Here is a 20,255-nt window from a genome sequence, read left to right as displayed (position 1 = left end):
GCCCCTCGCGGGGCTTTCGGCTTATCTGGGGCGAATTACTTCCTGGCCTTGGCGAAGGCGGCGGCAAAGGCATTGCCGAAGGCGCCATGCTCGGCGGGCGACTGGCCCTGGCTGGCGGGCCGTGCCGGTTTGGCCATCTTGTCCTGGGTCGGTGCGCGGCGCGGCGCCTCGCTCCTGGGCTTGCGCTCACCCGGCTCGCCCGCCTTTTGGTCGAGGCGCATGGTGAGGCTGATGCGTTTGCGCGGGGCATCCACCTCCAGCACCTTGACCCGCACCACGTCCCCCGTCTTGACCACCTCGCGGGGATCCTTGATGAAGCGGTCGGTCAGCGCGCTGATGTGGACCAGGCCATCCTGATGCACCCCGACATCGACGAAGGCGCCGAAGTTGGTGACGTTGGTGACCACCCCTTCCAGCACCATGTCGGGTACCAGATCGCTTATCTTCTCCACCCCTTCCTTGAAGGTGGCGGTCTTGAACTCGGGGCGCGGATCCCGGCCCGGCTTGTCCAGTTCGCCTATGATGTCGGTGACGGTGGGGACCCCGAACCGCTCGTCGGTATAGTCGGCAGGCCTGAGGCTTTGCAGCAGGCTACTGTTGCCGAGCAGGGTCTCGACCTGCTGCTGGAGCCGCGCCAGGATCCGCTCCACCACGGGATAGGATTCCGGGTGGACCGCAGAGCCGTCCAGCGGGTGGCTGCCGCCGCGAATGCGCAGGAAGCCGGCGCACTGTTCGAACGCCTTGGGGCCGAGTCGGCTCACCTTGAGCAGTTGCTGGCGGCTCTGGAAGGCGCCGTGCTCGTCGCGGTAGGCCACTATGTTCTGGGCCAGGGTCTGGGAGAGGCCGGAGACTCGGGTCAGCAGCGGCACCGAGGCGGTGTTCACATCCACCCCGACCGCGTTCACGCAATCCTCCACCACGGCATCGAGCTTGCGGGCGAGCTGGCTCTGGCCGACGTCGTGCTGGTACTGGCCGACGCCTATGCTCTTGGGATCTATCTTGACCAGCTCGGCCAGGGGATCCTGCAGGCGACGGGCGATGGAGACGGCGCCGCGCAGGGAGACGTCGAGTCCCGGGAACTCCAGGGAGGCGAGTTCGGAGGCGGAGTAGACGGAGGCGCCCGCCTCGCTCACCACGATCTGCTGGGCCCTGGCCTCCGGGTAGCGCTTGAACAGCTCGGCCGTCAGGCGGTCGGTCTCGCGCGAAGCGGTGCCGTTGCCTATGCTGACCAGCTCCACCTTGTGCTTCACGCACAGATCCCGCAGGGTCTTGAGGCTCTGCTCCACCTGCTTCTTGGGTTCGAACGGATAGATGGTGGCGGTGTCGACCAGCTTGCCGGTGGCGTCGACCACGGCCACCTTGACCCCGGTGCGGATGCCGGGATCCAGCCCCATGGTGGTGCGCATCCCCGCCGGCGCCGCCATCAGCAGATCCTTGAGGTTCATGGCGAACACCTTGATCGCCTCCTCTTCGGCCCGCTCGCGGATCTGGCCGATGAGTTCGGTCTCCATCTGCAGCGAGAGTTTGATCTTCCAGGTCCAGCTCACCACCCCCTGCAGCCACTTGTCGGCGGGGCGCCCCCGGGCCTGGATGCCGAGCTGGTGGGCGATGATCCCCTCGCACGGGTTGCCGGCCTCCTCCTCACCGGCGACCAGGGCCAGATTGAGTACCCCTTCGTTGCGGCCGCGCAACATGGCCAGCACCCGGTGGGAAGGGGCCTTGTGCAATGGCTCGTCGTGCTCGAAGTAGTCCTTGAACTTGGTGCCTTCCTGCTCCTTGCCCGCCACCACGCGGGCGCGCAGGGTGGCGTTGTGCCACAGGTAGTCCCGCAGCCGGGCCAGCAGGGGGGCTTGCTCGGCGAAACGCTCCATCAGGATGTAGCGGGCACCATCCAGAGCCGCCTTGGTATCGACGATGCCCGCCTCGATATTGAGGAAGGCGGCGGCCTCCTGCTCGGGGTCCCGGGTCGGGTCGCCGAACAGGCGATCGGCCAGGGGCTCGAGGCCGGCCTCGATGGCCATCTGGCCCTTGGTGCGGCGCTTGGGTTTGTAGGGCAGGTAGAGATCTTCCAGCCGGGTCTTGGTGTCGGCCTCGGCCAGTGCCCGGGCCAGCTCGGGGGTGAGTTTGCCCTGCTCCTCGATGGAGCCGAGTATGGTCCTGCGTCTCTCTTCCAGCTCGCGCAGATAGCCGAGCCGGCTCTCCAGGGTGCGCAGTTGGGCATCATCGAGCCCCTGGGTCACCTCCTTGCGATAGCGGGCGATGAAGGGGACGGTGGCCCCTTCGTCCAGCAGGCGGATGGCGGCGTTCACCTGCTCGGGGCGGGCACTCAGCTCGGTGGCTATCTGTTTTTCTATGGTATGCATCTGTGCTCTCGATCCTCATGGTCACTGGCTGGCGGCTCGCGAGCCCACCCCGCGCGGGGTTAGAATAGAACCCAAGTGGCAAGGACATGTAAAGATGAAAAAAAGCGATTATATCACCCGTGAAGGGTGGCTCGAACTGGACCGAGAACTCAAGTACCTGTGGAAGGAGGAGCGTCCCAGGGTGACACAGGCGGTCTCGGAGGCGGCGGCCCTCGGCGATCGATCCGAGAATGCCGAGTATATCTACGGCAAGAAGCGGCTGCGGGAGATAGACAGGCGCTTGCGCTTTCTCACCAAGCGGCTCGATGCCCTCACCATAGTGGATCCCAGCCCCCAGCAGGAGGGGCGGGTCTTCTTCGGGGCCTGGGTCGAGCTGGAAGACGAGGCGGGCCAGCGGGTGCGCTACCGGCTGGTGGGGCCGGACGAGTTCAACCTGGCCGAGGGCAAGCTCAGCATCGACTCCCCCCTGGCGCGGGCCCTGCTCAAGAAGCAGGTGGACGACGAGGTGGAGGTGAACACGCCCTCCGGCCTGCAGTTCTGGTATATCAACGAGATCCGCTATCGCCCCTTCGAGGCGCCGGGTCAGGCCCGCACGCAATAACCGGTAACATTTTTCACCTTGGCCGGGGGCGGGGGACGACCTAGGATGAGCCCTCATGGGTAAGGAGAGGCAAGATGAGTCAGCCATACAAGGTGCTGGTGGTCGATGATGACCTCAAGCTGAGGGCCCTGCTGGAGCGCTATCTGAGCGAGCAGGGGTTCGGGGTGCGCGGTGTCGCCAATGGCGAGCAGGCCGATCGCCTGCTGGCGCGGGAAAACTTCAGCCTGATGGTGCTCGATCTCATGTTGCCGGGGGAGGATGGCCTCTCCATCTGCCGCCGCCTGCGGGAGGCGGGCAACCCTATCCCGGTGCTGATGCTCACCGCCAAGGGGGACGAGGTGGATCGCATCGTCGGCCTCGAGATGGGGGCGGATGACTATCTGCCCAAGCCGTTCAACCCCCGCGAGCTGCTGGCCCGTATCCGCGCCGTGCTGCGCCGTCATCAGGTGGAGCTGCCCGGTGCCCCCTCCGCCACCGAGAAGGTGGTGAGTTTCGGCGCCTATCGCCTCGATCTGGCGACCCGGGAGCTGACCCGGGACCAGGAGCCGCTGCCCCTCACCAGCGGTGAGTTCGCCGTGCTCAAGGTGCTGGTCAGCCATCCCCGCGAGCCCCTCTCCCGGGACAAGCTGATGAACCTGGCCCGTGGTCGCGAGTACACGGCCACCGAGCGCAGCATAGACGTGCAGGTGTCGCGCCTGCGCCGCCTGCTGGAGCAGGATCCCGCCCAGCCCAGATACCTGCAGACCGTGTGGGGCCTGGGTTATGTGTTCGTGCCGGACGGGGGCAGCCGATGAGGCGTGCGACCAGCATGTTCTCTCGCACCCTCTGGTTCCTGGCCTCCGTGCTGGTGGTCTATCAGCTGGTCTCCTACCTCGCCTTCTACAACTATCTGCTGGAGCCGACGGTCAAGCAGATAAGCCATCTGCTGGCCAATCAGGTCAAGCTCATCTTCCCGGCGGGGCGCGAGGGGGGCATGCCCGAAGACGCCCAGCTCCTGGTCTATCAGGCGACCGGCATCGACATCTATCACCAGGACGAGGCCGAGCGGCACGGATTGGCCGCGGCCAAGCACTATGCCTTCCTGGAAGAGGGGATCAGCCATGAACTGGGCGGGCCCGCCAGGGTGCGGGTGGAGATCCGGGATCACTACATCATCTGGGTCCAGCCCCCCCAGGCCAGGGATGTCTGGCTGCGGGTGCCGCTCACCGAGATCGACGATGACGATATCCAGCCGCTCATCTATTACCTGACGGTGCTGCTGGCCATGATACTGTTTGCCGCCTGGTACTTTGCCCGCCAGCTGATGCGCCCCCTGGAAGAGCTGGAGGCGGGGGCCGTCGCCGTGGCCCGGGGCCAGTTCCCCGATGCCCTGGACGAGCAGGGCTCCCGGGAGCTGCGGCGCCTGACCCGCAGCTTCAACCACATGTCCCGTTCCATCAAGGAGCTGATCGAGGAGCGCAACCTGATGATGGCCGGGGTCTCCCACGACCTGCGCACCCCCTTGACCCGCATTCGGCTGGCCACCGAGATGATGTCGTCCCGGGAAGAGGGGCTCAAGGAGAGCATCAACGCCGACATAGATGAAACCAACGCCATCATCGATCAGTTCATCGACTACATCAGGCCGGCCGGCAGCGTCGAAACCCTGCCCACGGATCTGACCCGGCTGATCCACGACGTGTTGCTGCTGCAAGGGGAGCAGGGTCTGGAGCTGGAGCTGGCCCTGCCGACCGAGGCCGTGTTGGTGGAGTGTCACCCCTTGGGCATGCGACGGGTGCTCAACAACCTGTGCAGCAATGCCAAACGCTATGGTGCCAGCAGGCTGCAAGCCGAGCTGAGGGATGACGGTCACTGGGTCAGGTTGCGGCTGGCCGATGATGGCCCGGGGATCCCGGAGGCGGATCACCAGCGGGTGCTCAGGCCCTTCACTCAGGGCAATCAGGCTCGCACCGGCGGGGGCAGCGGGTTGGGGCTCGCCATCGTCGCCAAGATAGTGGCCCAGCACCATGGCACCCTCAGGCTGGGCGTCTCGGACTGGGGTGGCCTGCTGGTGGAGATCCGCCTGCCCAGGCAGCAACCCCTGGAGTGGGCCGACTGACCGCCTGGCCTCGTAGCGACCGAGCCGGCAAGCTTGGTGCGCGAATGACCCAGATAGCACGGAGGGAGCCCATGGCTCCCTCCGTGCTATCTGCGGTTTCCCTCAAGACTCTGGCGCCGCCTGGCGTCGATAGCGCTTGCCATATTTGAGCTGTTGCACCAGCAGGGCCGCGATGATCAGGGTCAGGCCTATGGGGGTGGCGAGGTGGATCTCCTCGCCGATGAGCAGGTTGAGCAGTATCAGGGAGGCAAAGGGAGAGATGAAGATGAGGTTGCTCAGCGGCGCCGTATCGGTGGCGCTGCGCATGGCCATCAGCCACAAGACGAAGCCAAACCCCATCTCGAACAGGCCCACATAGATGGCGCCGGCCCATCCTTGCCAGGCCGTCATGTGGAAATCGGCCAGCCACCAGGTGGCCACCAGGATGAGCGGCAGGCTGAGCAGAAAACCGAGCAGCAGGCTGACGACGGGGTCCCCCTGATTGCGGGTGTTGAGGATCCAGTAACCGGCCCAGATCAGCGTCGAGAGCAGTGCCAGCCCGACCCCGAGGGGGCTGTCAAATTGCAGAGCGAGCAGATCTCCTCTGGTGGCGATCACCAGGGCGCCGAAGTAGCCGAGCAGGATGGCCACCCCGTCCCGGCGGCGCAGCTTCTGGCCGAGGAAGGGCACGGCCAGCAGACTCAGGCTGATGGCCCAGGTGTAGTTGAGGGTCTGCGCCTGCTGCGCCGGCAGCAGGTCATAGGCCTTGAACAGCAGCAGGTAATAGAGGAAGGGGTTGAGGGCGCCAAGGGCCAGGTAATAAAGCGGACGCTGCTTCAGGTACTGACCGAGCAGTGGCAGCTTGCCCTGCCTGACCACCAGAGCGCCGAGGGCCAGGGCCGAGGTGAGGGCGGCGACCAGCAGCAACTGCACCGGCTCGAAGTAGCGCAGGGAGATCTTGAAGGCAGTGGCTACCGTCGACCAGAGTGCAACGGCGCACAGGCCGTACTGATAGGCTTTCTGCTGACTCTTCACCATGCGGCATCTCCTTGCGTGGCCGGTTGAGGGAACAAATGGATGTTGCAGTCTATCAGCCTTGCCATCGCGCTGTCGTCGAGCAACGGGGGGTGGCGCCCCCTCGGAGGGCCGAGTCCTGCGGAGGATAAAAAATGTGCACTATCCCGGCCTCATGGCTTGCGCCCATTGAAAATATCCGTATAATCCCCTCCGCTTACCCATGAGGTAAGCCAGACGATATGTCTGCTGCCGAGTCGATTCGCTTGCGAGAGACCGGCCATACAGTCTCCCCGATATGGGGAGAAACGTGAAAAATCGCACCTCCGGCAGGATTAGTCCTGGTTGGGCGGTGTTGATTTATGTTCTTTTCTCTATTGGAGCTCTGTCAATGCAGAACCAAAGAATCCGTATCCGCCTGAAGGCTTTTGATCATCGCCTGATCGATCAATCCACTGCGGAAATCGTTGAAACTGCAAAGCGCACCGGCGCGCAGGTTCGCGGTCCTATTCCGCTGCCGACTCGCAAAGAGCGCTTCACCGTCCTGATCTCCCCGCACGTCAACAAAGATGCGCGTGATCAGTACGAGATCCGCACTCACAAGCGTCTGGTAGACATCGTTGAGCCGACTGACAAGACCGTAGACGCCCTGATGCGTCTGGATCTGGCAGCTGGTGTAGACGTCCAGATCAGCCTGGGTTAATTACGGAAAGAGGTTGATAACAATGACAATCGGTCTTGTAGGTCGCAAAGTGGGTATGACTCGCATCTTTACTGAAGATGGCGTTTCTATCCCGGTGACTGTTATCGAAGTTGAAGCTAACCGTGTAACTCAGGTCAAATCTGTAGAAACCGACGGCTACAACGCTATTCAGGTTACCACTGGCGCCAAGAAAGCCAGCCGTGTGACCAAGCCGGAAGCTGGCCACTTCGCCAAAGCTGGTGTTGAAGCCGGTCGCGGTCTGTGGGAATTCCGCCTGAACAACGGTGAAGCTTTCACTGTTGGTAGCGAGCTGAAAGTAGATCTTCTCGCTGACGTTAAGCTGGTAGACGTTACCGGCACATCCAAGGGTAAAGGTTTTGCTGGTACTGTTAAGCGCCACAACTTCCGCACCCAGGATATGACCCACGGTAACTCCCTGTCCCACCGTGTACCTGGCTCCATCGGTCAAAACCAGACCCCGGGCCGTGTATTCAAGGGCAAAAAGATGGCTGGTCACATGGGTGCTGAGCGTGTAACGACTCAGAACCTGGAACTGGTTCGTGTTGACGCTGAACGCAACCTGCTGCTCATCAAAGGCGCAGTACCGGGTGCAACCAACGGCAACGTGATCGTCAAACCTGCCGTCAAAGCGTAACGTCTGAGGAGATAGTAATGGAATTGGTAATGAAAGACGCCAAGAGCGCTCTTGAAGTTTCCGAGACTACCTTCGGGCGCGAATTCAACGAAGCTCTGGTTCACCAGGTCGTCGTTGCATATGCCGCTGGTGCCCGTCAGGGTACTCGTGCGCAGCTGACTCGCTCTGAAGTGTCTGGTGGCGGCAAAAAGCCGTGGCGTCAGAAGGGTACTGGTCGTGCCCGTGCTGGCTCCATCCGTTCGCCCATTTGGCGTTCAGGTGGTGTGACTTTTGCTGCTAAGCCGCAAGATCACAGCCAGAAAGTAAACAAGAAGATGTACCGCGGCGCTATCCGTAGCATCCTGTCCGAGCTGGTACGTCAAGAGCGCCTGATCGTTGTTGAGAAATTCGGCATCGAAGCGCCGAAGACCAAAGAACTGATCGCCAAGCTGAAAGAAATGGAACTGAACGACGTTCTGATCGTGACTGCTGAAGTCGATGAGAACCTGTTCCTGGCTGCTCGCAACCTGTACAAGGTCGACGTGCGTGACGTAGCCGGTATCGACCCGGTCAGCCTGATCGCTTTCGACAAGGTTCTGATGACTGCTGACGCAGTTAAGCAAATCGAGGAGATGCTGGCATGATCCGCGAAGAGCGTCTGTTGAAAGTTCTGAAGGCTCCGCATATCTCTGAAAAGAGCACCATGGTCGCCGAGAAGCAGAACACTATCGTGTTCAAAGTTGCTGTCGATGCCACCAAGGCGGAAGTCAAAGCTGCAGTTGCAAAACTGTTCGAGGTCGAAGTTGAGACCGTCCGTACCCTGAACATGAAGGGTAAAACCAAGCGCTCAGGTGCGCGTGTAGGCCGTCGTTCCGATTGGAAAAAGGCTTATGTGACCCTGAAAGCAGGTCAGGACATCGACTTCATGGGCGCAGCCGAGTAAGAGGAGTTCTCAAAAATGGCAATCGTTAAGTGCAAGCCTACTTCTCCGGGCCGCCGCCACGTCGTCAAGATCGTCAACCAAGAGCTGTACAAGGGCAAGCCCTTCGCCGCTCTGCTGGACAGCAAAAGCAAGTCCGGTGGTCGTAACAACAACGGCCGAATCACCACCCGTCACATCGGTGGTGGTCACAAGCAGCACTACCGTATCGTCGACTTCAAACGCGATAAAGACGGTATCCCGGCCAAAGTAGAGCGCCTGGAATACGATCCTAACCGTACCGCAAACATCGCCCTGGTGCTGTATGCAGACGGTGAGCGTCGTTACATCCTGGCTCCGAAAGGCCTGAAAGCTGGTGATGCTATCGCTTCTGGTGCTGATGCTGCCATCAAGGTGGGCAACGCCCTGCCGATGCGCAACATCCCGGTTGGTTCTACCGTTCACGCCGTCGAGATGAAACCTGGTAAAGGTGCCCAGCTGGCTCGTTCCGCTGGTACTTTCATCCAGATCCTGGCTCGTGAAGGTAACTATGTAACTCTGCGTCTGCGTTCCGGCGAAGTACGTAAAGTTCTGGCCGAGTGCCGTGCCACCATCGGTGAAGTCGGTAACTCCGAGCACATGTTGCGTCAACTGGGTAAAGCTGGTGCCAACCGCTGGCGTGGTATTCGTCCGACCGTTCGCGGTATGGCGATGAACCCGGTCGACCACCCGCACGGTGGTGGTGAGGGTCGTAACAAGGGCATGCAGCCTGTGTCCCCATGGGGCCAGAAGGCTAAAGGCTTCAAGACCCGTAAGAACAAGCGTACCGACAAGTACATCGTACGTCGTCGTAACAAGTAATTGTTAACATAGAGGAATCACCATGCCACGTTCTCTCAAGAAGGGTCCATTTATTGACCTGCACTTGCTGAAGAAGGTAGAGAAAGCGGTGGAAAGCGGGGATAAAAAGCCGGTTAAAACCTGGTCCCGTCGTTCAATGATCATCCCGAACATGATCGGTTTGACCATCGCTGTCCATAATGGTCGTCAGCACGTTCCGGTTTTCGTTACCGAAGAAATGATCGGTCACAAACTGGGTGAATTCGCACCGACTCGTACTTATCGCGGCCATGCTGCTGATAAGAAGGCTAAGAAGCGCTAAGGGATAAATGATGGAAGCTATCGCTAAACACCGTTATGCCCGTACTTCTGCCCAGAAAGCTCGTCTGGTAGCCGATCAAGTACGTGGTCTGTCCGTAGACAAGGCTCTGAATATCCTGACCTTCAGCCCGAAAAAGGCTGCTGCTCTGGTTAAGAAAGTGCTGGAATCTGCCATTGCAAACGCTGAGCACAACGAAGGCGCCGACATCGACGCCCTGCGTATTGCTACTATCATGGTCGACGAAGGTCCCTCCATGAAGCGTATCCGTCCTCGCGCCAAAGGTCGCGCGGATCGTATCCTCAAGCGTACCGCTCACATCACTGTGGTGGTATCCGACGCTAAGGCTGGGAGATAAGCAATGGGTCAGAAAGTACATCCTAATGGCATTCGCCTGGGTATTACCAAGCCTTGGAATTCTACCTGGTTCGCGAACACCAAAGACTTCGCTGACAACCTGTACAGCGATTTTCAAGTACGCCAGTTCCTGACCAAGGAGCTGAAAAACGCTTCCTTGTCCAAGATCACCATCGAGCGTCCGGCCAAGAGCATCCGTGTGACCATTCACACTGCTCGTCCGGGTGTCGTGATCGGCAAGAAAGGCGAAGACGTTGAGAAACTGCGCAAAGCTGTCGCCACTATCGCTGGCGTGCCTGCTCAGATCAACATTTCCGAAGTCCGCAAGCCGGAGCTGGATGGCAAACTCGTTGCCGACAGCATCACTTCCCAGCTGGAACGTCGCGTAATGTTCCGTCGTGCCATGAAGCGCGCCGTACAGAACGCCATGCGCCTGGGTGCCAAGGGCATCAAAGTGGAAGTGTCCGGTCGTCTGGGCGGCGCTGAAATCGCGCGTACCGAATGGTACCGTGAAGGTCGTGTGCCTTTGCACACCCTGCGTGCCGACATCGACTACGCAACTTCTGAAGCCCACACCACTTACGGTGTGATCGGCGTCAAAGTTTGGATCTTCAAGGGCGAAGTTCTGGGCGGTCTGGCTGCTGTTAACGCTGCCGCTGCTCAAGAGCAAGCTCCTGCAAAGCCCAAGCGTGACAACAAGCGCCGCGCTGCTAAGTAAGGAGATTCGGTAAATGTTGCAACCTAAGCGTACTAAATTCCGCAAGACCCATAAGGGTCGTAACCGCGGTCTGGCCAACTCTGGTAACGAAGTATCCTTCGGTACCTTTGGCCTGAAGGCGACATCCCGTGGTCAGCTGACTGCTCGTCAAATCGAAGCAGCCCGTCGTGCCATGACCCGTCACGTTAAGCGTCAGGGTAAGATCTGGATCCGTGTGTTCCCGGACAAACCGATTACCGAAAAGCCCCTCGAAGTTCGTATGGGTAAAGGTAAGGGTAACGTCGAATACTGGGTATGCCCGATCCAACCTGGCAAGGTTCTGTACGAGATGGACGGTGTTCCCGAGGCTCTGGCCCGTGAAGCATTCGCCCTGGCCGCTGCTAAGCTGTCCGTTCAGACCACTTTCGTAATCAAGACGGTGATGTGATGAAAGCTCAAGATCTGCGTCAAAAGAGCGTCGAAGAACTGAACCAGGAGCTGCTGGGTCTGCTGCGTGAGCAATTCAACATGCGCATGCAAGCGTCCACCGGCCAACTGGCTCAGACTCACACTCTGAAACAAGTGCGTCGTGACGTCGCACGTATCAAGACTGTACTGACTGAGAAGGCAGGTGCGTAATGACTGACAAAATCCGTACTCTGCAAGGTCGTGTCATTAGCGACAAGATGGACAAATCCATCACCGTCGCTATCGAGCGCAAGGTAAAGCACCCGATCTACGGTAAGATCATCAAGCGCACTACCAAGCTGCACGTACACGATGAGACCAACGAGTGTAAAGCTGGCGATCTCGTGGAAATCCGCGAGTGCCGTCCGCTGTCCAAGACCAAGTCTTGGACCCTGGTCGGGATCCTGGAAAAGGCCTAATCGGTCCTTTATAGCCCAAACGGCCCCCTTTGGGGGCCGTTTGTTTTTTAGGCTACCTTTTCCAATTTTCCTGTGTTATAGTTTCGCGCCTTTTGAAGGCAGCCAGATCCCGAGAGGGATAAGAAGTAAACAAAGCGGAGCACTAAAATGATCCAGATGCAAAGTATGCTGGGTGTAGCCGACAACTCCGGCGCTCGCAGTGTAATGTGTATTAAGGTTCTGGGTGGCTCGCACCGCCGTTACGCCGGCATCGGCGACATCATCAAGGTTTCCATCAAGGAAGCCATTCCTCGCGGTAAAGTGAAGAAAGGTGATGTGTATAACGCGGTGGTCGTACGCACCCGTAAAGGCGTTCGTCGTCCGGACGGCTCAGTCATCCGTTTCGACAACAATGCGGCTGTGTTGCTTAACAACAACCAACAGCCAATCGGTACTCGTATTTTTGGCCCGGTGACCCGTGAACTGCGTAATGAGAAGTTCATGAAGATTGTGTCCCTGGCACCCGAAGTACTGTAAGGAGTCGAACGATGGCAGCTAAAATCCGTCGCGAAGACGAAGTGATTGTTCTTACCGGCAAAGACAAGGGCAAGCGTGGCAAAGTCACTCAAGTTCTGATTGCCAAGGGTAAGGTAATCGTGGAAGGCATCAACCAGGTGAAGAAACACCAGAAGCCGGTACCCGCACTGGGTCAGGCTGGCGGTATCGTCACCAAAGAAGCCCCCCTCGATGTTTCAAACGTAGCGCTGTTCAACTCTGCCACTGGCAAGGCTGATCGCGTTGGTTTCCGGATTGAAGACGGCAAAAAAGTTCGTTTCTTCAAATCCACCGGCGAACTTGTGAAGTAATTGGAGTTTAACGATGGCGAAACTGCATGATTACTACAAATCCGATGTAGTAAATGAACTGTCAAAGCAGTTCGGTTACAAGACTATCATGCAAGTCCCTCGGATCGAGAAAATCACCCTGAACATGGGTGTTGGTGAAGCGATCTCTGACAAGAAGTTGCTGGAAAATGCTGCTGCCGATATGGCTGCCATTTCCGGTCAGAAGCCGCTGATCACCAAAGCTCGCAAATCTGTTGCGGGCTTCAAGATTCGTGAAGGCTACCCGATAGGTTGTAAAGTAACCCTGCGTGGCGAGCGTATGTGGGAGTTCCTGGAACGGCTGATTTGCATCTCCGTACCGCGTATCCGTGACTTCCGTGGCCTGAACGCTAAAGCGTTCGACGGTCGTGGTAACTACTCCATGGGCGTGCGTGAGCAAATCATCTTCCCGGAAATCGACTATGACAAAGTCGATCGCGTCCGTGGTCTGGATATCACCATCACCACTTCCGCGAATACCGATGAAGAAGGCCGTGCTCTGCTGGCTGCCTTTAACTTCCCATTCCGCAAGTAAGGTTAGGGTTATGGCTAAAACATCCATGAAAGCACGTGAAGCAAAGCGTGCGAAGCTGGTAGCCAAGTTCGCCACCAAGCGAACCGAGCTGAAAGCTATCATCGTTGATATGAACGCTTCTGAAGAAGCGCGTTGGGATGCTGTCCTGCAACTGCAACAGCTGCCCCGTGATTCCAGTCCGTCCCGCCAGCGTAACCGTTGCAATATTACTGGTCGTCCGCACGGTTTCCTGCGCAAGTTTGGCCTGTCTCGCATCAAGGTGCGTGAGCATGCCATGAAGGGCGAAATTCCGGGCCTGAAGAAGGCTTCTTGGTAACGAATCTCGGGAGTTAGACTTATGAGCATGCAAGATCCGATCGCGGATATGCTGACCCGCATCCGTAACGGTCAAGCGGCGAGCAAAGTTTCGGTTTCCATGCCTTCTTCCAAGCTGAAAGTGGCTATCGCCCACGTGCTGAAAGAAGAAGGTTACATCGCTGGCTACTCCGTAGCGGGTGATGTGAAGCCGGAACTGGAAATTGAACTGAAATATTTCCAGGGCAAGCCGGTTGTAGAACTGATCCAACGCGTGAGCCGTCCCGGCCTGCGTATTTACAAGCGCACTACTGATCTGCCGAAAGTCATGGGCGGTCTCGGTGTTGCTATCGTGTCCACGTCTAAAGGTGTGATGACTGACCGTGCAGCTCGTAAAGCTTGCATGGGCGGTGAGATCATCTGCTACGTCGCTTAATAGGAGGTAGGAAATGTCTCGTGTTGCTAAGGCACCCGTCACTATTCCTGCTGGCGTAGAGGTGACTCTGAACGGTCAGGAACTGTCCATCAAAGGTGGTAAAGGTTCCCTGGTTCGTTCTATTCACGCCGGTGTAGAAGTGACCAAAGAAGACAATGTACTGAAGTTCGCCCCGCGCGACGGCTCCAATGGTGCCGACGCTCAGGCCGGTACTGCCCGTGCATTGGTCAACAACATGGTAATCGGTGTTACCCAAGGCTTTGAGCGTAAGCTGCAGCTGGTTGGTGTAGGTTACAAAGCCTCCATCAAGGGCAATGCTGTCGCGCTGGCACTGGGCTTCTCTCACCCGGTTGAGCATGCGCTGCCGGCTGGTGTGACCGCTGAATGTCCGACCGCTACAGAGATCGTTCTGCGTGGTGTGGACAAGCAGCTGGTTGGCCAAGTCGCCGCCGATATCCGTGCTTACCGCGCTCCGGAGCCCTACAAGGGCAAGGGTGTACGCTATGCCAACGAGCAAGTGCGTACTAAAGAAGCTAAGAAGAAGTAAGGTAACACTATGGACAAGAAAGCAGCTCGTCTCCGTCGTGCTACTCGTGCTCGGAAGAAGATGCAGGAACTGGGAGCTACCCGTCTGGTTGTTCACCGTACCCCGCGTCATATCTACGCGCAGGTAATCGCAGCCAACGGTTCCGAAGTTCTGGCCTCTGCTTCCACAGTAGAGAAAGCCATCAGTGAAGCAATCAAGTACTCCGGTAATGCTGATGCAGCTACCGCAGTCGGTAAGGCTATCGCTGAGCGTGCTATCGCCAAAGGCATTCAGAACGTATCTTTCGATCGTTCCGGTTTCAAGTATCACGGTCGTGTCGCCGCTCTGGCTACCGCTGCTCGTGACGCTGGTCTTCAGTTCTAAGCTAGGAGTCGAAGATGGCTAAAGTCGAATCTCAAGCCGGCGAACTGCAAGAAAAGCTGATTGCAGTAAACCGTGTTTCGAAAACTGTTAAAGGTGGTCGTATCATGTCCTTCACCGCGTTGACCGTGGTGGGTGATGGTAACGGCCGTGTAGGTTACGGTTACGGTAAGGCCCGTGAAGTTCCCGCCGCGATTCAAAAAGCGATGGAACAGGCCAAGCGTAACCTGAACAAGGTCGAACTGAACAACGGCACCCTGCACCACCCGGTGCAAGGCGTTCACTCCGGTTCCACCGTGTTCATGAAGCCGGCCTCTGAAGGTACTGGTATCATTGCAGGCGGCGCCATGCGTGCCGTGCTGGAAGTTGCCGGTATCCACAACGTGCTGGCCAAGACCTACGGTTCCACTAACCCGATCAACGTTGTTCGCGCAACTGTAGACGCTCTGGTTCAGGGTCAATCCCCGGCTCAGATCGCTGCCAAGCGTGGTCTGCGCGTTGAAGAAATTCTGGGGTAATGCGACATGGCTAACACTGTAAAAGTAACTCAAACTCGCAGCTCTATCGGCCGTCTGCCAAAGCACAAGGCGACTCTGCGTGGTCTGGGTCTGCGTCGCATTGGTCACACCGTTGAGCTGGAGGATACTCCCTGCGTACGCGGCATGATCAACCAGGTTTATTACATGGTTAAGGTGGAGGGCTAAGCATGCGTCTGAACACTCTGTCTCCGGCCCCTGGTTCCAAGTCTGTTAAGCACCGTCCGGGCCGTGGTATCGGTTCTGGTCTGGGCAAGACTGGTGGTCGTGGTGTGAAAGGTCAAACCTCTCGTTCCGGTGGCGGCAAAGTCCGCAACGGTTTCGAAGGTGGCCAGATGCCTTTGAAAATCCGTCTGCCGAAGTTCGGTTTCTTCTCTCGCAAATCTTTGGTTTCTGCCGAAGTGCGCCTGAACGAAATCGCCCTGGTAGAAGGTGATGTGGTCGATGTGAGCACTCTGAAGCAAGCCGGCGTTCTGACCAAGAACATCGTGTTCGCTAAAGTTGTTCTGTCTGGCAACATTGACCGTGCTGTGACCGTTCGTGGTCTGTCCGTCACCAAAGGTGCACGTGCAGCCATCGAGGCCGCTGGCGGTAAAATCGAGGAATAATCAGTACAATGGCTAAGAAACCAGGATTGGATGTTAAAGCGCAAGGTGGTCTGAGTGAACTGAAGAGCCGTCTGCTCTTCGTTCTCGGGGCGATTATCGTTTTCCGTGCAGGCTCTTATGTGCCTATTCCTGGTATTGACGCCGCCGTACTGGCCGAGTTGTTCCAGCAACAGAAGGGCACCATCATTGAGATGTTCAACATGTTCAGTGGTGGTGCACTCTCGCGTGCTTCTATTCTTGCGTTGGGGATCATGCCGTACATTTCGGCGTCGATCATCATCCAGTTACTGACCGTGGTTCATCCCGCTCTTGCTGAACTCAAGAAAGAAGGTGAATCCGGCCGTCGCAAGATCAATCAGTATACCCGTTGGGGTACATTGATTTTGGGAACCTTCCAGGCCATTGGTATCGCAACCGGTCTGCCGAACATGATGCAAGGACTCGTGACTCATCCGGGTTTGGGCTTCTATTTCACGGCGGTTGTGAGTCTGGTCACCGGCACCATGTTTTTGATGTGGTTGGGTGAGCAGATTACCGAGCGTGGTATCGGTAACGGCATCTCGTTGATTATTTTCACCGGGATCGTTGCTGGGCTGCCTCATGCCATTGGTGCTACGGCCGAACAGGCACGTCAAGGGGAATTGCACATCCTGCTGTTGTTGTTGCTGGGCTTGATTGTTTTCGCAGTGACTTACTTTGTGGTGTTCGTGGAGCGTGGTCAGCGTCGTATCGTCGTGAACTATGCCAAGCGTCAACAAGGCCGCCAGGTATTCGCCGCGCAAAGCACACACCTGCCATTGAAAGTGAATATGGCCGGTGTGATTCCTGCGATTTTCGCATCCAGCATCATCCTCTTCCCGGGGACCATTACCTCTTGGTTTGGTCAGGGCGAGGGCAAGGTAGCCGACATTCTGCAACAGGTCTCTATGGTCCTGCAGCCGGGTCAGCCCTTGTATGAGATGCTGTATGCAGCAGCCATTATCTTCTTCTGCTTCTTCTATACCGCGCTGGTGTTCAATCCACGCGAGACGGCAGACAACTTGAAGAAGAGTGGAGCCTTTATCCCGGGGATCCGCCCGGGCGAGCAGACAGCACGTTACATCGATAAGGTTATGACTCGCCTGACATTGGCAGGTGCGCTCTATATAACCTTTATCTGTCTGGTACCCCAGTTCTTGATGACTGCCTGGAACGTACAGTTCTACTTCGGTGGCACCTCGCTGCTGATTATCGTGGTAGTTATCATGGACTTCATGGCTCAGGTACAAACCCATATGATGTCTCATCAATATGGCGACGTCCTGAGGAAGGCCAACCTGAAGGGCTACGGCCGCTAAAGGTCGGCGTAGTTACGGAGTTAAGCAATGAAAGTTCGTGCTTCCGTTAAGGCAATCTGCCGTAACTGCAAAATCATCAAGCGTCACGGTGTGGTGCGGGTGATTTGCAGCGAGCCAAAGCATAAACAGCGCCAAGGCTAATTTTTTACGGTTAGTACTTGCAACAAATAGTTGTGCTGGCTAATATAGCCAGCCAACTTTTGTTGTGTATTGGTTGACCGCCACGTATCCGCTCACGGGCTTTGTGGTGGTCGTAATCTACTATATGTAGGAGTGAATAGTGGCCCGTATCGCTGGCATTAACATTCCTGACCATAAGCATGCAGTCATTGCTTTGACTGCGATTTATGGCGTCGGTCGTACCCGCTCCAAGGCCATCTGTGCCGCAGCCGGTATCGCTGAGAATGTGAAAATTAAAGACCTGGACGAAGCTCAGATCGAGAGTCTGCGTGAACAAGTAGGTAAATTCACCGTTGAAGGTGACCTGCGTCGTCAGATTTCCATGAACATCAAACGCTTGATGGATCTGGGTTGCTACCGTGGTTTGCGTCACCGTCGTAGCCTGCCTGTTCGTGGTCAACGTACCAAGACCAACGCTCGTACCCGTAAGGGTCCGCGCAAGGCTATCAAGAAGTAACGGGAAGGTAGAAAATGGCTAAAACTCCGACTCGTGCTCGCAAGCGCGTTAAAAAGCAAGTGAGCGACGGTATTGCGCACGTTCATGCATCTTTCAACAACACAATCGTGACCATTACTGACCGTCAGGGCAATGCTCTGTCATGGGCTACCTCCGGTGGTTCAGGTTTCCGTGGTTCCCGTAAGTCCACTCCGTTTGCTGCCCAGGTAGCTGCTGAGCGTGCTGGTGAGATCGCCAAAGAATACGGCGTGAAGAACCTGGAAGTCATGGTTAAAGGTCCGGGTCCCGGTCGTGAGTCCTCCATCCGCGCGCTGAACGCGGCTGGTTTCCGCATCACTAACATTACTGATGTGACTCCGATCCCGCACAACGGTTGTCGTCCTCCCAAGAAGCGCCGCGTGTAACGCTGGTAGCTTATTGGTCTAGGATTGTTGGAGAAAGAAGATGGCAAGATATATCGGTCCTAAGCTTAAGCTTAGCCGTCGTGAGGGCACCGACCTCTTCCTGAAGTCAGGTGTTCGTGCGATAGATTCCAAGTGCAAGATTGACACTGCCCCTGGTCAACACGGTGCGCGTAAAGCGCGTCTGTCCGACTACGGCGTGCAACTGCGCGAGAAACAAAAAGTTCGTCGTATCTACGGCGTATTGGAAAAACAGTTCCGCAACTACTACCGTGACGCTGCCCGTCAAAAAGGCAACACCGGCGAAAACCTGTTGCAGCTGCTGGAAGGTCGTCTGGATAACGTCGTTTATCGCATGGGCTTCGGTGCTACCCGCGCTGAATCTCGCCAGCTGGTGAGCCATAAGGCTATCCTGGTAAACGGTCGCGTTGTTAACATTCCTTCTTTCCAGGTTTCCCCTGAGGACGTGATCTGCGTTCGTGAGAAGGCTAAGAAGCAAGCGCGTATCAAAGCTTCCCTGGAAGTTGCTGGTCAGCGCGAGAAGCCGACTTGGGTAGAGGTTGACGCCGCTAAAATGGAAGGTGCCTTCAAGCGCCTGCCGGAGCGTTCTGACCTGTCTGCCGACATTAACGAACAGCTGATCGTCGAGCTTTACTCCAAGTAAAGCTAGCTTCTAAAGAGAGGACACAATGCTGGGTTCTGTAACAGATTTTCTTAAGCCGCGGCTAGTTGACATCGAGCAAGTTAGCCCGACTCACGCAAAAGTGACTCTTGAGCCGCTTGAGCGTGGTTTTGGTCACACGCTGGGTAATGCCCTGCGTCGTATTTTGCTGTCATCTATGCCCGGTTGTGCAGTCACTGAAGTCGAGATCGACGGCGTACTGCACGAGTACAGCAGCAAAGAAGGTGTACAGGAAGACATTCTTGAAATCCTGCTCAACCTGAAAGGTATCGCTGTGAAGCTGGAAGGCAAGGACGAGGTAACTCTGTCCCTGACCAAGTCTGGAACAGGCCCCGTTACCGCAGGTGATATCACTCACGGTGATGAAGTCGAGATTGTTAACCCGGAGCACGTAATCTGCCACCTGACTGGCGCCAATGCTGAGATCAGCATGCGTCTGAAAGTTCAGCGCGGTCGTGGTTATGTGCCTGCTTCTGCTCGTGTTCACAACGATGATGAAGAGCGTCCTATCGGTCGCCTGCTGCTGGACTCTGCGTTCAGCCCCATCGTTCGTATTGCCTACAATGTTGAGGCAGCACGTGTGGAACAGCGCACCGACTTGGACAAGCTGGTCATCGACATGGAGACCAATGGTACCCTGGATCCTGAAGAAGCCATCCGTCGTTCCGCCACTATCCTGGCCGAGCAACTGGAAGCCTTCGTGGACCTGCGCGATGTCAGCGTGCCCGAGAAGAAAGAAGAGAAGCCCGAGTTCGATCCGATCCTGCTGCGTCCTGTCGATGATTTGGAGCTGACAGTTCGTTCTGCGAACTGTCTGAAGGCAGAAGCTATCCACTATATTGGTGATCTGGTACAGCGTACCGAGGTTGAGTTGCTTAAGACTCCCAACCTCGGTAAGAAGTCCCTGACTGAGATCAAGGACGTGTTGGCCTCCCGTGGTCTGTCTCTTGGCATGCGCCTTGAGAACTGGCCGCCCGCCAGCATCGCTGACGAGTAATCCAGATTACGGGTTTCACAGATTTAGTTAGAAGGATAAGGTCATGCGCCATCGTTTGAGTGGTCGTCAACTGAACCGGAACAGCAGCCACCGTCAGGCTATGTTCCGCAACATGGCCAGCTCCCTGGTTCGTCATGAGATCATCAAGACGACTCTGCCTAAGGCAAAAGAGCTGCGTCGTGTCGTTGAACCGCTGATCACCCTTGCCAAGACCGATAGCGTTGCTAATCGTCGTCTGGCATTTGCCCGCACTCGCGACAACGCGATCGTGGCTAAGCTGTTCAATGAACTGGGCCCGCGCTACCTGGAGCGCGCCGGCGGTTATACTCGCATTCTGAAATGCGGTTTCCGTGCCGGCGACAACGCTCCGATGGCTTACATCGAGCTGGTAGACCGCCCGGCCGCTGCTGAAGCAGCTGCTGAGTGATAAAGAAAAGCCGGGCTTGTCCCGGCTTTTCTCTTAATGGATCCTGATACTGCCTCAACTGCCTCAACTGCCTCAACTGCCTCAACTGCCTCAACTGCCTCAACTGCCTCAACTGCCTCAACTGCCTCAACTGCCTCAACTGCCTCAACTGCCTCAACTGCCTCAACTGCCTCAACTGCCTCAA

Annotated in this window: 34 protein-coding genes; 31 read left to right on the top strand and 3 right to left on the bottom strand. The window is 57.2% G+C overall.

All coding sequences use genetic code 11. The features are described 5' to 3' along the window. Positions 1–35 precede the first annotated feature (35 nt). Entirely contained in the window at positions 36–2,363 is a 2,328-nt protein-coding gene (locus tag ACLHZ1_RS17225) for a Tex family protein (RefSeq protein WP_427263053.1), read from the bottom strand. Positions 2,364–2,457: 94 nt separating this feature from the next. On the opposite strand from ACLHZ1_RS17225, the gene greB reads away from it, so the two are divergent. The 3 genes from greB to envZ all read left to right on the top strand — a co-directional run bounded on the left by greB (position 2,458) and on the right by envZ (position 5,062). After that, complete coding sequence (gene greB / locus ACLHZ1_RS17220; protein ID WP_427263052.1) at positions 2,458–2,964, top strand: transcription elongation factor GreB; 507 nt, start codon at positions 2,458–2,460, stop codon at positions 2,962–2,964. A gap of 74 nt (positions 2,965–3,038) precedes the next feature. Then, positions 3,039–3,758: a two-component system response regulator OmpR gene (ompR, locus tag ACLHZ1_RS17215; protein ID WP_408796811.1), complete on the top strand. Its 720-nt coding sequence runs from the start codon at positions 3,039–3,041 to the stop codon at positions 3,756–3,758. After that, positions 3,755–5,062: a two-component system sensor histidine kinase EnvZ gene (gene envZ / locus ACLHZ1_RS17210; protein ID WP_427263051.1), complete on the top strand. Its 1,308-nt coding sequence runs from the start codon at positions 3,755–3,757 to the stop codon at positions 5,060–5,062. Before ompR ends, envZ begins: the two co-directional genes overlap by 4 nt. A gap of 102 nt (positions 5,063–5,164) precedes the next feature. Here envZ and ACLHZ1_RS17205 read toward each other — a convergent pair whose 3' ends face one another. Then, positions 5,165–6,079, bottom strand: a complete 915-nt coding sequence (locus tag ACLHZ1_RS17205; RefSeq protein ID WP_427263050.1) for a DMT family transporter — start codon at positions 6,077–6,079, stop codon at positions 5,165–5,167. A 367-nt stretch (positions 6,080–6,446) separates the two neighbouring features. Between ACLHZ1_RS17205 and rpsJ the strand changes: the two genes are divergently transcribed. The 28 genes from rpsJ (at position 6,447) to rplQ (ending at position 20,071) form a co-directional block, all read left to right on the top strand. Next, positions 6,447–6,758, top strand: a complete 312-nt coding sequence (gene rpsJ / locus ACLHZ1_RS17200) for a 30S ribosomal protein S10 (RefSeq protein WP_005307944.1) — start codon at positions 6,447–6,449, stop codon at positions 6,756–6,758. A gap of 22 nt (positions 6,759–6,780) precedes the next feature. Beyond that, positions 6,781–7,413, top strand: a complete 633-nt coding sequence (rplC, locus tag ACLHZ1_RS17195; RefSeq protein ID WP_041999225.1) for a 50S ribosomal protein L3 — start codon at positions 6,781–6,783, stop codon at positions 7,411–7,413. Positions 7,414–7,430: 17 nt separating this feature from the next. Next, positions 7,431–8,036 (top strand): 50S ribosomal protein L4, encoded by a 606-nt coding sequence (gene rplD, locus ACLHZ1_RS17190; RefSeq protein ID WP_041999227.1) that lies wholly within the window; start codon positions 7,431–7,433, stop codon positions 8,034–8,036. After that, on the top strand, positions 8,033–8,335 hold the full coding sequence (rplW, locus tag ACLHZ1_RS17185) for a 50S ribosomal protein L23 (RefSeq protein ID WP_005331199.1): 303 nt from the start codon (positions 8,033–8,035) through the stop codon (positions 8,333–8,335). Before rplD ends, rplW begins: the two co-directional genes overlap by 4 nt. Positions 8,336–8,350: 15 nt before the next feature. After that, a complete protein-coding gene (gene rplB / locus ACLHZ1_RS17180; RefSeq protein WP_005340614.1) occupies positions 8,351–9,172 on the top strand; it encodes a 50S ribosomal protein L2 in 822 nt (273 codons plus the stop codon). 22 nt (positions 9,173–9,194) lie between these two features. Then, the gene (gene rpsS / locus ACLHZ1_RS17175) at positions 9,195–9,473 is read left to right on the top strand and encodes a 30S ribosomal protein S19 (RefSeq protein WP_005307960.1); all 279 of its coding nucleotides are present in this window, start codon (positions 9,195–9,197) and stop codon (positions 9,471–9,473) included. Positions 9,474–9,483: 10 nt separating this feature from the next. Further along, a complete protein-coding gene (rplV, locus tag ACLHZ1_RS17170) occupies positions 9,484–9,828 on the top strand; it encodes a 50S ribosomal protein L22 (protein ID WP_041999233.1) in 345 nt (114 codons plus the stop codon). Between the two features lie 3 nt (positions 9,829–9,831). Beyond that, on the top strand, positions 9,832–10,545 hold the full coding sequence (gene rpsC / locus ACLHZ1_RS17165) for a 30S ribosomal protein S3 (protein WP_005307962.1): 714 nt from the start codon (positions 9,832–9,834) through the stop codon (positions 10,543–10,545). Positions 10,546–10,558: 13 nt separating this feature from the next. Then, on the top strand, positions 10,559–10,972 hold the full coding sequence (gene rplP / locus ACLHZ1_RS17160; RefSeq protein WP_005307963.1) for a 50S ribosomal protein L16: 414 nt from the start codon (positions 10,559–10,561) through the stop codon (positions 10,970–10,972). After that, positions 10,972–11,163, top strand: a complete 192-nt coding sequence (rpmC, locus tag ACLHZ1_RS17155) for a 50S ribosomal protein L29 (RefSeq protein WP_005307965.1) — start codon at positions 10,972–10,974, stop codon at positions 11,161–11,163. The genes rplP and rpmC overlap by 1 nt, the downstream gene beginning before the upstream one ends. Continuing rightward, positions 11,163–11,411, top strand: coding sequence for a 30S ribosomal protein S17 (gene rpsQ, locus ACLHZ1_RS17150; protein ID WP_005890905.1), 249 nt, complete (start codon positions 11,163–11,165; stop codon positions 11,409–11,411). The genes rpmC and rpsQ overlap by 1 nt, the downstream gene beginning before the upstream one ends. 147 nt (positions 11,412–11,558) lie before the next feature. Further along, the gene (gene rplN, locus ACLHZ1_RS17145; protein WP_005307975.1) at positions 11,559–11,927 is read left to right on the top strand and encodes a 50S ribosomal protein L14; all 369 of its coding nucleotides are present in this window, start codon (positions 11,559–11,561) and stop codon (positions 11,925–11,927) included. 11 nt (positions 11,928–11,938) lie between these two features. Then, positions 11,939–12,256, top strand: a complete 318-nt coding sequence (rplX, locus tag ACLHZ1_RS17140) for a 50S ribosomal protein L24 (protein WP_041999241.1) — start codon at positions 11,939–11,941, stop codon at positions 12,254–12,256. A 13-nt stretch (positions 12,257–12,269) separates the two neighbouring features. Then, positions 12,270–12,809 (top strand): 50S ribosomal protein L5, encoded by a 540-nt coding sequence (rplE, locus tag ACLHZ1_RS17135; protein WP_005331162.1) that lies wholly within the window; start codon positions 12,270–12,272, stop codon positions 12,807–12,809. Between the two features lie 10 nt (positions 12,810–12,819). Beyond that, complete coding sequence (gene rpsN / locus ACLHZ1_RS17130) at positions 12,820–13,125, top strand: 30S ribosomal protein S14 (RefSeq protein WP_005319722.1); 306 nt, start codon at positions 12,820–12,822, stop codon at positions 13,123–13,125. Between the two features lie 21 nt (positions 13,126–13,146). Beyond that, positions 13,147–13,539, top strand: a complete 393-nt coding sequence (gene rpsH, locus ACLHZ1_RS17125) for a 30S ribosomal protein S8 (RefSeq protein WP_041999248.1) — start codon at positions 13,147–13,149, stop codon at positions 13,537–13,539. A gap of 13 nt (positions 13,540–13,552) precedes the next feature. Continuing rightward, positions 13,553–14,086 carry a 50S ribosomal protein L6 gene (gene rplF / locus ACLHZ1_RS17120; RefSeq protein WP_041999251.1) on the top strand — a complete coding sequence of 178 codons (534 nt, stop codon included), beginning with the start codon at positions 13,553–13,555 and terminating at the stop codon, positions 14,084–14,086. A 9-nt stretch (positions 14,087–14,095) separates the two neighbouring features. Next, positions 14,096–14,449 carry a 50S ribosomal protein L18 gene (gene rplR, locus ACLHZ1_RS17115; RefSeq protein ID WP_005890919.1) on the top strand — a complete coding sequence of 118 codons (354 nt, stop codon included), beginning with the start codon at positions 14,096–14,098 and terminating at the stop codon, positions 14,447–14,449. A gap of 14 nt (positions 14,450–14,463) precedes the next feature. Continuing rightward, a complete protein-coding gene (gene rpsE / locus ACLHZ1_RS17110; protein ID WP_041999255.1) occupies positions 14,464–14,964 on the top strand; it encodes a 30S ribosomal protein S5 in 501 nt (166 codons plus the stop codon). Between the two features lie 6 nt (positions 14,965–14,970). Further along, positions 14,971–15,150, top strand: a complete 180-nt coding sequence (gene rpmD / locus ACLHZ1_RS17105; protein ID WP_005307985.1) for a 50S ribosomal protein L30 — start codon at positions 14,971–14,973, stop codon at positions 15,148–15,150. 2 nt (positions 15,151–15,152) lie between these two features. After that, positions 15,153–15,590, top strand: coding sequence for a 50S ribosomal protein L15 (gene rplO, locus ACLHZ1_RS17100; RefSeq protein WP_041999258.1), 438 nt, complete (start codon positions 15,153–15,155; stop codon positions 15,588–15,590). An 8-nt stretch (positions 15,591–15,598) separates the two neighbouring features. Next, complete coding sequence (gene secY, locus ACLHZ1_RS17095; protein WP_041999261.1) at positions 15,599–16,927, top strand: preprotein translocase subunit SecY; 1,329 nt, start codon at positions 15,599–15,601, stop codon at positions 16,925–16,927. A 27-nt stretch (positions 16,928–16,954) separates the two neighbouring features. Beyond that, complete coding sequence (gene rpmJ / locus ACLHZ1_RS17090; RefSeq protein WP_005319705.1) at positions 16,955–17,068, top strand: 50S ribosomal protein L36; 114 nt, start codon at positions 16,955–16,957, stop codon at positions 17,066–17,068. Between the two features lie 139 nt (positions 17,069–17,207). Further along, a complete protein-coding gene (gene rpsM / locus ACLHZ1_RS17085; RefSeq protein ID WP_005307991.1) occupies positions 17,208–17,564 on the top strand; it encodes a 30S ribosomal protein S13 in 357 nt (118 codons plus the stop codon). 14 nt (positions 17,565–17,578) lie between these two features. Further along, positions 17,579–17,968, top strand: coding sequence for a 30S ribosomal protein S11 (gene rpsK, locus ACLHZ1_RS17080; RefSeq protein WP_005319702.1), 390 nt, complete (start codon positions 17,579–17,581; stop codon positions 17,966–17,968). A 40-nt stretch (positions 17,969–18,008) separates the two neighbouring features. After that, positions 18,009–18,629: a 30S ribosomal protein S4 gene (gene rpsD, locus ACLHZ1_RS17075; RefSeq protein WP_041999264.1), complete on the top strand. Its 621-nt coding sequence runs from the start codon at positions 18,009–18,011 to the stop codon at positions 18,627–18,629. A 25-nt stretch (positions 18,630–18,654) separates the two neighbouring features. After that, the gene (locus ACLHZ1_RS17070) at positions 18,655–19,644 is read left to right on the top strand and encodes a DNA-directed RNA polymerase subunit alpha (RefSeq protein WP_005307997.1); all 990 of its coding nucleotides are present in this window, start codon (positions 18,655–18,657) and stop codon (positions 19,642–19,644) included. Between the two features lie 43 nt (positions 19,645–19,687). Then, complete coding sequence (gene rplQ, locus ACLHZ1_RS17065) at positions 19,688–20,071, top strand: 50S ribosomal protein L17 (RefSeq protein ID WP_005307999.1); 384 nt, start codon at positions 19,688–19,690, stop codon at positions 20,069–20,071. On the opposite strand, the gene ACLHZ1_RS17060 is transcribed toward rplQ, so the two are convergent. Beyond that, positions 20,020–20,255, bottom strand: a 236-nt coding sequence (locus ACLHZ1_RS17060) for a hypothetical protein (protein ID WP_427263049.1), incomplete at its 5' end; no start/stop codon positions are given. The genes rplQ and ACLHZ1_RS17060 overlap by 52 nt on opposite strands.

Origin of the sequence: Aeromonas sobria (assembly GCF_050266975.1) — a bacterium.
Classification (GTDB): Bacteria; Pseudomonadota; Gammaproteobacteria; order Enterobacterales; family Aeromonadaceae; genus Aeromonas; species Aeromonas sobria_B.
The sequence above is the reverse complement of the archived record's forward strand: the minus strand, read 5'-3'. Positions and strand labels throughout refer to the sequence as shown.